This is a genomic window from Bradyrhizobium sp. Kon56 (genome assembly GCF_055807635.1).
Genome location: NZ_JBVVOU010000024.1, coordinates 1 through 11,667 on the forward strand (window position 1 = coordinate 1; position 11,667 = coordinate 11,667).

Sequence of the window (11,667 nt, forward strand, 5' to 3'; positions counted from 1 at the left end):
TGGCGAGCCGTGCGTACGGCAAAACCGTGTGGTCCTGGCCGTCGTTGCTACGGTCAAGCCCTGGCGAATGCGGCATCCGCGTCAACCGGCGCGGTGCCGGTGACTTTCGTTGGGACGAGGGAGGCCAAAGAGAACTCGGCTCCCGGGAGAGCACGGCATAAGCCGTCCAACCATCGCGCAGGGAAGGCCGAGTGATTGGCTACACCTGTATGCTGCTGTGCGGTTTCCCTTGCGCTACATTTTCGCGCAGCGGACCGCGGGTGCCAGCCGGCACCCGGCCTTCCCTGCGCCCTCTTGGACAAGAGGGTGAAGCGACCAAGCAAAGCTCGGGCGAAATGCGCCGCGAGAACGCGAAGGCGTGTCCGTCTACCTCGAGATTCCGGTTCGAGCACCGATGTCTTGTCCCTAACGCTAGGGACAGACACGTTGCCGCGATCCGCTTAGCATGATCCGCCCGCTTGCTCGGGACCGCAGGAGGGAACGCGTATGTCGGACGACGTGCCTTCTGGGCAGCGTCGGTGCGTCCCGGAGAGCAGTGCAAGCTCGAGCCGGGGCGCCCGATGCAGCCGGCGGAGTCATCAAAGCGGACAGGGAGGAACGGGACATGAAGATCGGTTTCGCGCGAGCCTCGCTTCTTGTGGCATGCGTCCTTTTTGGAAATGCTGCTCACGCGGACATCAAAATTGGAATTGTGATTTCGGCAAGCGGCCCGGGATCCGCTCTGGGACAGCCGCAGCTCAAGACGGTTGCAGCTCTTCCGAAAGAGATCGGTGGAGAGAAGGTGACCTATATCGTCCTGGACGACGAGTCGGATTCGACCAAAGGGGTCCAGAACGCACGCCGGCTGGTGATCCAGGATAAGGTCGACGTGCTGGTCGGCTCCTCTCTGACCCCGGTGACCATGCCGATGCTGGATGTCGCGCTCGAATCGAAGACGCCGCTGCTGTCGCTCGCTGCCGCTACGGCCATCGTTCAACCGATGGATGAGAAGCGTGCCTGGGCTTTCAAGGTCGTTCCCAATGACGACCTCATGGCGGCCGCCATCCTCAAGCATATCGCGACATCAGGCGTGAAGACGCTCGGCTATATCGGCGTTTCGGATGGCTACGGCGAGGGCTACTACAAGGAGGTGAGCCGCCTCGCGCCTGCGTTGGGGCTGACCGTAACCACACATGAGGTCTACGCGCGCGCCGACACCAGCGTCACCGGTCAGGCACTGAAGGTGATGTCGACCAATCCCGATGCCGTCTTCATCGCGTCCGCAGGAACTCCGGCCGTCCTGCCGCAGCAGGCGCTCCGCGAGCGCGGATACGCCGGGAAGATATTTCAGACACACGGCGTGGCCAGTGAGGAGTTCATCAAGCTCGGCGGCGCGAACGTCGAAGGTGCGGTATTCGCGGGCGAAGCTTTTACCATTGCCGCCGATCTTCCCGCAGGAGATCCGTTCCGTCGTTCGACGGAGGAGTTCGTGACCGCGTATGAAGCGGCGAACGGACAAAAGCCCAACATGTTCGCTGCTCACCTCTGGGATGTCGTGGCACTGATCGGAAAAGCTGCACCGGATGCGCTGAAGACGGCAAAGCCTGGCACAATCGAATTTCGCGCGGCGCTGCGGGACGCACTCGAGCGTGGGCAGAACATCTATCTCAACAATGGGCTGTCGAACATGAGCAAGGCCGATCACAACGGCTATGATGAGCGCTCGGCCTTTCTCATCAAGGTCGAAGGCGGGAAGTTCCGCCTGGCAAAGTAGCGGCGCGCCGATGCACGATCTGGTCTGGTCCGCCTCAGACCCAGCCGCCATCGACGATGTAGTGCTGGGCTGTGCAGGCAGAAGCCTCGTCGGAAGCGAGGAAGATGGTGAACTTCGCGACCTCGTCGGGCATGAGCTTGCGCTTCAGGCATTGTCGTTGCATGAGCTCGACCTCGCCCTGGGGTGTCATCCATTTATCGAGCTGGCGCTCAGTCATGATCCATCCCGGCGCTATCGCGTTCACGCGGATATTGTAGGCGCCGTAATCGCGCGCCAGAGAGCGTGTGAGACCGATCACACCCGATTTGCTGGCGGTGTAGGCGGCCATGCCGCCTTGTCCGGCGATCCACGATACCGAGCCGAAATTGATGATAGCGCCGGCGTTCGCCGCCTTCATGTCCGGCAACACGGCCTGCGCAGCAAAGAACTGGTGCTTCAAGTTGACCCCGATGCGGTCGTCCCAATATTCCGGTGTCATTTCCTCGGTGCTGTGCCGCTCGTCATGCGCGGCATTGTTGACGAGGATGTTGATCGCGCCGCGCACATTGCGCGCCTCCGCGACACCGGCACGTAACGCGGCAATATCGGTCAAGTCGACACGCATGAAACGCGCGCTAAGACCTTGATCCGACAGCTCGCGTGCCAGCGATTGGCCCGCGTCGACATTGATGTCGAAGAACACGACATTGGATTTCTGCTGTGCGAAGCGCCGCACGATCGCAGCGCCAATTCCCGATGCGCCTCCGGTGACGAGAACGACCTTGCCGGCGAGGTCGGAATAAACGGCAGCCATGGATATCCCTCGATTTGCGTTGGGGGCAGCGCGACGCGGCCCGACTCTCCCGCTCACCTTAGCGACCTCCCTCGTGAGGTGCATAGGTCAGAATTTCAGTTGCGTACCTCAAAAATCGAAGGCAGGATTGCATCAAAGAATAAGAGCCCTTGGGAGGAATGTGATGAGACTGCTCGGGAAACTGCTAGCCGTTGTCGCATGCCTGTTCGGAGCGAAACTCGCTGCGGCCGAAACGACGGTCAAGTGGCTGCACATCGAGGCCAACCCGGCCCAGGTCAAAATCTGGGAGGAGGTTGCGCGCGCCTATGAGGGGTCGCATCCCGGCGTCAAGGTCGAGATGCAGTTCCTCGAGAACGAGGCCTACAAGGCCAAGCTGCCGACCATCCTGCAATCCAAAGACCGGCCCAACATCATCTACAGCTGGGCCGGCGGTGTCCTGAAGACGCAGATCGAGGCCGGTGTGCTCGACGACATCACCGATTCTGTGAAGGGCTACAGCGACAGTCTCACACCGGCGGCGCTCGCCGCCTTCACCAGCAACGGCCGTGTTTATGGTCTGCCCACGGCGCTCTCGCAGGTCGGCTTCCTCTGCAACAAGGAGCTGATGGCCAAGGCGAAGGTCGACCCTGCCGGGATCAAGAGCTGGGACGATCTGCTTGCTGCCGTGAAGACGTTGAAATCCGCCGGCGTGACCCCGATCGTGGTCGGCGGCGCCGATAAGTGGCCACTGCACTTCTACTGGACGCATCTTGCTGTGCGCATCGGCGGCAAGGCGGCGTTCGATGCGGCGTTGCGTGGCGAGAACGGCGGCTTTGCCGGGGAAACCTTCCAGAAATCCGGCGAGCTGTTCAAGCAACTCGTGGATCTCCAACCGTTCCAGAATGGCTTCCTGGGTTTCAAGAACCCGCAGGCGGTCGGCTATTTCGGCGACGGCAAGGCGGCGATGACGCTCGCGATCAGCACGGTCTATCATCTGCAGCGCGCTCTCGCCGCCGACAAGGTCGGATTGATCGAAGACAAGATCTGCTGGTTCGACTTCCCGGTCGTGACCGGCGGCAAGGGCGCTCCGACCGATACGCTCGGGGGCATCACCGGTTGGTTGATCACAAAAGGCTCGCCGAAGGAGGCTGTCGATTTCCTGAAGTACTTCGTCTCCAAAGAGGTGCAGACGCGGCTTGCCGCGGGCAACTTCATCATCCCGGTGGTGCAGGGTGCGGATGTCGGCCTCAACAACGCCTTCATGAAGCTGATCGCCGCCAATCTAGCGAAGTCGAACTACCACCAGAACTTCTATGACCAGAGCCTGGGTCCGTCGGTCGGCCGCGTCGTCAACGACGTTACTGCCGAGATCGCCGGCGGCAGCATGAGCCCGCAAGAGGCTGCCAAGGCGATCGAGGCGGCGTGGAAACAGGGCAACTGACGGTGACGCGGCGGACCGCGAGCGTGTCGGCGATCGGCGCTGCTGGCGAGATGATCCCGCAGGTCACGGTCCGTGGCCCGAGTTGGGACGGCAGGCTGACGGTGCTCATCCTGTTCCTGCCGCCGGCGCTGCTGTTGTTCACGTTGTTCGTTGTGCTGCCGATCGGCGAAGCAGCCTGGTATTCGGGCTTCAATTGGAACGGGTTCGGCAGGCCGACCAACTGGATTGGCCTGGACAATTACCGCTTTGTGCTGGAGACCCGCGCCTTCTGGCTCGCTCTGCGCAACAACGGCCTGATCATCGCTGTTTCGCTCGCCATCCAGCTGCCGCTTGCGCTCACCCTTGCCTTGATGCTCGCCGAACGCTTTCGAGGGGCGGTGGCGCTGCGCATGCTGTTCTTCATGCCCTATATCCTGGCGGAGATCGCGACCGGGCTGATCTTCAGCTTCGTCTATGATGGCGACTACGGCCTTGTGGCCTCGATCTGGCGCAGCTTCGGCGCCGAGCCGCCGCATCTGCTTGCATCGACGGATACGGCCATGCTGGCGGTGCTGATCGTGGTCGTCTGGAAGTACTTTGGCTTCCACATGATGCTATTCATCGCAGCGCTCCAGGGCCTCGACAAGAGCCTGGTCGAGGCGGCGCGTATCGACGGCGCGACCCGATCGCAAGCCTTGCGACATGTGGTCATCCCCTTGCTCTATCCGACGATAAGGCTCTCCGTGTTCTTCGCCATCGTCGGCTCGCTGCAGCTGTTCGACCTCGTCATGCCGCTGACGCGCGGGGGGCCAGCGGACTCCTCGAACACGATGGTGAGCTTTCTTTACAACAATGGCATCTCACGCATGCGGGTCGGCTACGGCAGTGCCATCGGCGTCATCCTGTTTGCGATCTGCGTGACCTTTGCCTTCACGTACAAGCGATGGTTCATGCGCGATGAGTAACGCCAGGACCATCCGCGCGCCGTTCGATCCCTCAGTATTGTTCAAGCTGGTGTTCCTCGCCGTCGTTGCCATCATCGTAGTGGTGCCGCTGCTCGCGACCTTGTTCGGTGGCTTCAAATCGCTCGGCGAACTGCGCGTCAATCCGTTCGGCCTGCCACGCCACTGGGAGTGGCAGAACTATGCCGACATCCTGTTCTCGGCACGCTACTGGCAGCTCTTGCGCAACTCGCTGATCATCTCGACCCTCACGGTGGCCCTGACCCTGATCGTCGCCTCGATGGCGGCGTTCACCTTCGCCCATATCAGGTTCTATGGCAGCTCGATGCTGCTGAGCTACCTGACGCTGGGCCTGCTGTTTCCGGCCGCGACGGCGGTGCTGCCGCTCTTCATCAAGGTCCGCGATCTCGGGCTGCTCGATACATATTTTGGCGTTGCCCTGCCGCAGACGGCCTTCAGTCTTGCGATGAGCGTGTTGCTGCTGCGGCGCTTCTTCAAGGACATCCCGTACGAATTGCTGGAGGCCGCGCTGGTCGACGGGTGCAGCTATATCAAATTCTTCCGCTATGTGACGTTGCCGTTATCGCGGCCGATCCTGGCGACCGTCGGTACCATCACCTTCGTCAACAGCTGGAACGCCTATCTGCTGCCGCTGGTGATGCTCAACACCGACGCGCTCTATCCCTGGCCGCTCGGTATCATGATTTATCAGGGCGAGTATTCGTCCGAGTGGCATCTGATCCTGGCCTTCATCACGTTGACCATCCTGCCGACGATCATTCTCTTCCTCCTGGCGCAGAAGCACATCGTCGCAGGCCTCACCGCCGGCGCGGTCAAGGGATGAACGGTACCTCACGGAGATCACAATGAGAAAAGTCGGCATCGGCATCATCGGCTGCGGCAATATCAGCACCGCTTATCTGAAGGCGGCCCAGCGCTTCGCGGTCATGGAAATCAAGGCGCTCGCCGATATGCGCAGCGATGCGGCAGAGCGGCAGGGCGCCGCCTTCGGGTTGCCGGCGATGCGGGTTGATCAGCTGCTCAAGCGAGACGACGTTGAGATCGTCATCAATCTCACTGTGCCACTCGCCCACACCGACGTCAGCCTGGCGGTGCTGAACGCCGGCAAGCACGTTCATTCCGAGAAGCCGCTCGGCATTAACGTCACGGAAGCGCGCAAGGTGATGGAGCTCGCCGCGCAGAAGAATCTTCGCGTCGGTTGCGCGCCCGATACGTTCCTGGGCGGTGGGCACCAGACCGCGCGCAAGCTGATCGACGATGACGCGATCGGCACGCCCGTGGCCGGCAGCGCGTTCTTCGGCTGCCCCGGCCATGAGCGCTGGCATCCGGCGCCGGGTTTCTATTATTTGCGCGGCGGCGGCCCTATGCTTGACATGGGCCCGTACTACATCACCGATCTCGTGCAGCTGCTCGGCCCGGTGGCGAGCGTGATGGGCTCGACCGCGCGTCCGAAATCCGAGCGGCTGGTCACCAGCCAGCCGATGAACGGAACGCTGATCCCGGTCGAAGTTTCGACCCATGTCGCCGGCACGCTCGAATTCGAGGGCGGGGCGGTCGTCTCGATCGCGATGAGCTTTGATGTGCCGAAGCACCGGCACGCGCCGATCGAGATCTATGGCGACAAGGGCAGCATGCTCGTGCCCGATCCGAACCGCTTCGGTGGCGAGGTGCAGGTCGCCAAGACCGGCGGCGACTGGGAACCGGTGTCGCTGACCCACGGTCATGTCGATGGCGAGTTCCGTTCCATTGGCGCCGCCGATATGGCCTCCGCGATACTGAACAACCGGCCGCATCGTGCGAGCGGCGCGCTCGCTTTCCACGTGCTGGAGGTGATGGAGGCGTTCCAGATCTCTGCCGAGGAAGGCCGGCGCGTCAAGATCGAGAGCCGCGTCGAGCGGCCGGCGATGCTGCCGGCCGGGCGTGAAACCGGACAGATCGACTGAGGACAGAAACATGCGCAAGGCAATGATTGTATGGGGCGGTTGGCCCGGGCACGATCCCGATCTCTGTGCTTCGATGATCCGTGGTTGGCTGAAGGCTGAAGGCTTCGAGGTGCGGATCGAAACCACCACCGCCGCGTTCGCCGATCCCGCGATTCACGACCTGTCGCTGATCATCCCGATCTACACCATGTCGACAATCGAGAAGGCGGAAGCGCTCAATCTCTGCGCTGCGGTCCGGAGCGGCGTCGGGCTCGCCGGCCATCATGGCGGCATGGGCGACGCATTCCGCGATTCCGTCGACTACCAGTTCCTGTGCGGCGGGCAGTGGGTTGCGCATCCCGGCAACATCATCGACTACAAGGTCGACTTGACGAAGCCGGATGATCCCATCATGAAGGGCCTGAAGAGTTTCGAGCATCGTTCCGAGCAGTACTACATGCATGTCGACCCCGCCAACGAGGTGTTGGCGACGACGACCTTCACCGGCGAGCACGCGCCCTGGATCGAGGGCGTGGTAATGCCCGTGGTCTGGAAGAAGCGATACGGCGCGGGCAGGGTGTTCTATTCCTCGCTCGGCCACCGCGCTTACGAACTCGACGTACCGGAAATCCGAACGTTGATGACCCGCGGCATGCTGTGGGCGGCGCGCGAATGAATGCTGGTGCGAGCCAGCCGGTGATTCGTGCCACGCTTGAGGACGTTGCGCGCACGGCGGGTGTTTCGCTCGCCACGGTCGACCGCGTCGTCAACCGGCGCGAGGGCGTGCGCGCCAAGACCGTCGCGCGGGTCGAGGCCGCGGTGGCAAAACTCGGCTATCGAGCCGACGTCGCGGCCGCGCGGCTTGCCCGCGGGCAGACGTTCCGCTTTGCCTTTGTGCTGCCGACGGGCAGCAACAGCTTCATGACCAACCTGACCGAGCAGGTCCAGCGCACCGCAGACTGGCTCGCCGGCCAGCGCGGCTTCATTGATATCCTGCGTGTCGACGTGTTCGATCCGGACGTACTCGCCGCCGCGCTGGAAAATCTCTCGCCTGCCTATCAGGGCGTCGCCGTGATCGCGCTCGACCATCCCAGGGTGCGCGCCGCGATCGACGAACTCACTGCGCGCGGGGTCGCTGTGGTGACCCTCGTGTCGGACGCGCCGAGCTCGCGCCGGCTGCACTATGTCGGCATCGACAACCCGGCGGCAGGCCGCACCGCTGCAACGCTGATGGGACGGTTCCTCACTGGTCGCAAGGGGACGGTGGCCGTCATCGCGGGATCGTTGTCGCTGCGCGATCACACCGAGCGGCAGTTCGGCTTCCACCAGATCCTGTCCAGCGAGTATCCGAACCTGCACGCGCTGCCCGTGATCGAGGGCCGCGACGACAGCGAGCGCACCCGGGAGCTCACTGCGGCACTGCTCGCGCGCCAGCCCGATCTGCGCGGCATATACTGCTGCGGCGCCGGGAACCGTGGCATCGCCGACGCGCTCGAGGCCTCGGGACGGGCGCGCGAGGTGGTCTGGATTGCCCATGAGCTGACCCAATACACGCGGCGTTTCCTGGTCCGCGGCACGCTCGATGCCATCATCAACCAGGATCCCGGCCACGAGGCACGGTCTGCGGCGCGAGTCCTGCTCGCGCATTGTTCGGGTGAGCCGATCAGCCCCGACCAGGAGCGCATCCGCATCGACATTTTTCTGCGGGACAATCTGCCGTAGCCTCGACTGACCTGCGGGGCGCATCAGAAGCTCTCGGCCATTGCGGCCAGGCGTCGATGGGCTCGTTCGCGAGCCACCTCAATGGGCTGTTGCGGTCCGGTGGTTGGTCCGATCGGAATGAAACGGACATTGTTGATACCGACAAAACGCAAAATTTCGCGCAGGTAAGGCGCTGCCATGTCGATGCGCCCGCGATTCATTCCGGTGGCGAAATCGCTGCCACTGGCAATGATGACGATGGTCGGCCGGTCCTTCAGCAACGGGATATACCCCAGCGACGGATCGAACCGAAAGGTGAGCCCGGGCTGGACGATGATGTCGAACCATTGCTTGAGCTTATAGGGAATGCCGAAGTTCCACATCGGCGTCGAAATCAGCACCCGCTCGGCGAGCGCTAAGCGCACCGCCATCCGCTCGGCTTCCGCGAAGCTGTCCCGCTGCGAGTCGTTGAAGGCCTGCGCCTTCATCCGTGCATATTTGGCTTCGACAATGGGGCCTGAAAATTCCGGCAAGCGCTCGCGCCAGAGATCCATAACGTCCACGTCCCAGTCGGGCCGAGCTCGGCGAAAGCCGTCGAGGAAAACGCGTGCGCCGGCGCCTGACCAGGAGTCGCCGCGGGGCGAGCAAGACAGGTGCAGGAGCTTCGCCACCGCTCATCCCAGCGCTTTGATGACCGCATCGGCCTTGGTCACGACGGCGACGTTCTGCATGGCGAAATCGATCGACGCGGCGTGCCAATCGGCGTTCATGGTCGAGCAGCAATCCTCGGGAACGATCATGAAGTAGCCCTTGTCGGCACCGGTCCGCGCCGTGTGCTCGACCGACATGTTGGTCCAGGCGCCGGTGTTGATGATCATGTCGCGGCCGGTGGCTTTCAGGATCGTTTCGAGCCTCGTGCCTTCCCAGGCGCTCATTCGTACCTTCTCGACCACGAAATCGCCGGGCCGTGGTTCGAGACCTGACACCGGTGCCGCCCCCCAGCTTCCGCGCACCATCGCCTTGCTGTCGACGAGACCCTCGAACAGCGGCGCATTCAGCGTCACGCCGGGCGCGCCGGGCTCGACGACGAACCAGACATGAATGATGGCGACGCCGCGCACCCGTGCCGTTTCGGCCAGGCGGCGGACATTCTCGACGACGCGCTGCTGCTTCGCGTGACCTGGCGCGCCGGAATCGGCAAAGGCGCCGCCGTCCATGATGACGTCGTTCTGGAGATCCTGGATGATCATGGCGCAGCGTCGCGGGTCGAGCTGCATTTCGCCGTCGGCAAGGATGGGGGCAGCGGAAGCAGAGCCCGCGGCCGCCGTGCCGCTGCCTCGCTTGCCGCTCATATAGGGCTCGTGGCGCGGTCCGACCCTGGTGGGAATGGCATAGACCGAGTGCGTCGAAGTCAGATACAGCGTGCGGAAATCCGGCCCGCCCCAGGTAAGGTTGGCGACGAGTTCGGGCAAGCGGAGCTTGCCGAGCAGCTCGCTCCGCGGCGAATAGACCCAGACCCCGCCGGGGGCCGTAACCCAGACGTTGCCGTGCTGGTCGCACTTCATGCCGTCGGGCAAGCCGGGCTCGAGCTCGGAGCGGATACCGCTCGCGAACACACGCGCACTCGACAGCGAGCCGTCGCCGTTGACGTCGAATACACGGATGAGTGCCTGCACGGTGTCGTTGACATAGAGCAGTTTCTCGTCGGGCGAGAAGCACAGCCCGTTCGGCTGGTCGAACAGATTGCGGTCCACGACGAGCTTCGGGTCGGCGCCGGCCACGACGCGATAGACGCCTTGGAAACCGAGCTGCCTCGGCCGCTCGACGCCATAGACCGGCATGCGGCCATACCAGGGGTCCGAGAAATAGATCGCGCCGGAGGAGTGCACGCAGACGTCGTTGGGGCTGTTGAGCTCCTGTCCCCCAAAGTGCGAGGCCAGCACCTCGCGCCGTCCGTCCGGCCGCTCGCGGATCAACGACGATGTCGCGTGCTCGCAAACGATCAAATTGAGCTCGGCGTCATAGGTCATGCCGTTGCATTTGTTCGAGGGACGCTTGACCTCGGCGACGCCGCGCCGCGCATCCCAGCGCCGGCGCACGTCGCCCGGCATGTCTGAGAACAGCAGATAATGATCCACCGGATGCCAGATCGGTCCTTCCGTAAAGTCAAAACCGGTGCCGATTTGCGCGACTGGTGCGTAGGGATCGATCAGGGTCTCGAATTCGGAGCGCAAGGTGACGTGGGTCATCGGTCGATCCTCTGGCGTCTAGGCCGGAAACCAGTTGCGCTGGGGCAGAGACTGCACGACCGGCCCAGGCACCTGGTCGTGCAGCCGGCCGACGACGTTGCCGCCTTCGATCTTGGCGGGGCGGTCGTGGACCGGCAGCAGATAGCGCGAATTGCTGAGCAGCTTTTTGATGGCGGCCTTCTCGGCCCGCTTGGTGGTGCCGTGGTTGCCAGTGGTGCGCGGCTCCCAGTCGTGGATCTCGTTGAAGGGCGTCACGATCTGGTCGTTGAAATCATAGATGACGTCGCCGCAGATGGTGGCGATGCCGTCGGCAGTTTCGACGATGATATTCATCGATCCCTCGGTATGCGCATTCGCGGCGTCGCAGTAGACACCCGGCATCAACTCGATGGGACCTGTGATCTCGAGGTCGAGAAAGCGCAGCGCACTCTTGGTGTGCAGACGGTCGATCAGATGCTTGATATCCGGTGCCGGATATTGCGGATGCATCAGGCCGGACACAGAATATTCAAGCTCCCGACGGTTGAGGACGACGGTCGTGTTCATCGGAAACAGATCGTCCTTGCCGGCGTGGTCGATGTGCAGATGGGTGTGGCAGACGAAACGCACATCGCCCATCCGCACGCCGTGCCGCGCAAGCTGGTTCTCGATCATGTGCTCGTGATACTGCAGGCCGCGCATCCCCAGCGTTTCCATGATCTGGTTGGAACGGTAACCGGTGTCTACCACGACCGGATACTTGCCGCCGAGGATCAGGAAACCGAGGGTGAGGACGCGGCGGGTGCGGCCGCAATCGCGGCCGAGAACCAAAAAGCTCGATTCCAGCTCAATATCGCCATAGTCCAAAATCTTGATCTCCAGCGGCAT

General features: G+C 62.9%; 11 protein-coding genes. 7 read left to right on the forward strand and 4 right to left on the reverse strand.

The annotated features are described in order from the left end of the window. Positions 1–604: 604 nt before the first annotated feature. Positions 605–1,753 (forward strand): ABC transporter substrate-binding protein, encoded by a 1,149-nt coding sequence (locus AC0L3B_RS29120; RefSeq protein ID WP_085352421.1) that lies wholly within the window; start codon positions 605–607, stop codon positions 1,751–1,753. Between the two features lie 34 nt (positions 1,754–1,787). On the opposite strand, the gene AC0L3B_RS29125 is transcribed toward AC0L3B_RS29120, so the two are convergent. Beyond that, entirely contained in the window at positions 1,788–2,546 is a 759-nt protein-coding gene (locus tag AC0L3B_RS29125; RefSeq protein ID WP_018458719.1) for an SDR family NAD(P)-dependent oxidoreductase, read from the reverse strand. 163 nt (positions 2,547–2,709) lie between these two features. Here AC0L3B_RS29125 and AC0L3B_RS29130 point away from each other — a divergent pair, with 163 nt between their 5' ends. The 6 genes from AC0L3B_RS29130 to AC0L3B_RS29155 are packed head-to-tail and all read left to right on the forward strand — an operon-like array spanning position 2,710 to position 8,572. Next, positions 2,710–3,966, forward strand: a complete 1,257-nt coding sequence (locus AC0L3B_RS29130) for an extracellular solute-binding protein (protein ID WP_473381486.1) — start codon at positions 2,710–2,712, stop codon at positions 3,964–3,966. A 2-nt stretch (positions 3,967–3,968) separates the two neighbouring features. After that, positions 3,969–4,910: a carbohydrate ABC transporter permease gene (locus AC0L3B_RS29135; RefSeq protein WP_085385835.1), complete on the forward strand. Its 942-nt coding sequence runs from the start codon at positions 3,969–3,971 to the stop codon at positions 4,908–4,910. Beyond that, on the forward strand, positions 4,903–5,751 hold the full coding sequence (locus tag AC0L3B_RS29140; protein ID WP_085352423.1) for a carbohydrate ABC transporter permease: 849 nt from the start codon (positions 4,903–4,905) through the stop codon (positions 5,749–5,751). The genes AC0L3B_RS29135 and AC0L3B_RS29140 overlap by 8 nt, the downstream gene beginning before the upstream one ends. Positions 5,752–5,773: 22 nt before the next feature. After that, positions 5,774–6,871 carry a Gfo/Idh/MocA family protein gene (locus AC0L3B_RS29145; RefSeq protein ID WP_247370706.1) on the forward strand — a complete coding sequence of 366 codons (1,098 nt, stop codon included), beginning with the start codon at positions 5,774–5,776 and terminating at the stop codon, positions 6,869–6,871. A 10-nt stretch (positions 6,872–6,881) separates the two neighbouring features. Beyond that, positions 6,882–7,526, forward strand: coding sequence for a ThuA domain-containing protein (locus AC0L3B_RS29150; protein WP_085352425.1), 645 nt, complete (start codon positions 6,882–6,884; stop codon positions 7,524–7,526). Further along, positions 7,523–8,572, forward strand: a complete 1,050-nt coding sequence (locus AC0L3B_RS29155; RefSeq protein WP_085352453.1) for a LacI family DNA-binding transcriptional regulator — start codon at positions 7,523–7,525, stop codon at positions 8,570–8,572. Before AC0L3B_RS29150 ends, AC0L3B_RS29155 begins: the two co-directional genes overlap by 4 nt. Positions 8,573–8,595: 23 nt before the next feature. Here the strand turns inward: AC0L3B_RS29155 and AC0L3B_RS29160 are convergent, their stop codons facing one another. The 3 genes from AC0L3B_RS29160 to AC0L3B_RS29170 are packed head-to-tail and all read right to left on the reverse strand — an operon-like array spanning position 8,596 to position 11,667. Beyond that, positions 8,596–9,222: an FMN-dependent NADH-azoreductase gene (locus AC0L3B_RS29160; RefSeq protein ID WP_085352426.1), complete on the reverse strand. Its 627-nt coding sequence runs from the start codon at positions 9,220–9,222 to the stop codon at positions 8,596–8,598. Positions 9,223–9,225: 3 nt separating this feature from the next. Beyond that, a complete protein-coding gene (locus AC0L3B_RS29165; protein WP_473381487.1) occupies positions 9,226–10,800 on the reverse strand; it encodes an isochorismatase family protein in 1,575 nt (524 codons plus the stop codon). An 18-nt stretch (positions 10,801–10,818) separates the two neighbouring features. Further along, positions 10,819–11,667 carry an MBL fold metallo-hydrolase gene (locus tag AC0L3B_RS29170; protein WP_007593031.1) on the reverse strand — a complete coding sequence of 283 codons (849 nt, stop codon included), beginning with the start codon at positions 11,665–11,667 and terminating at the stop codon, positions 10,819–10,821.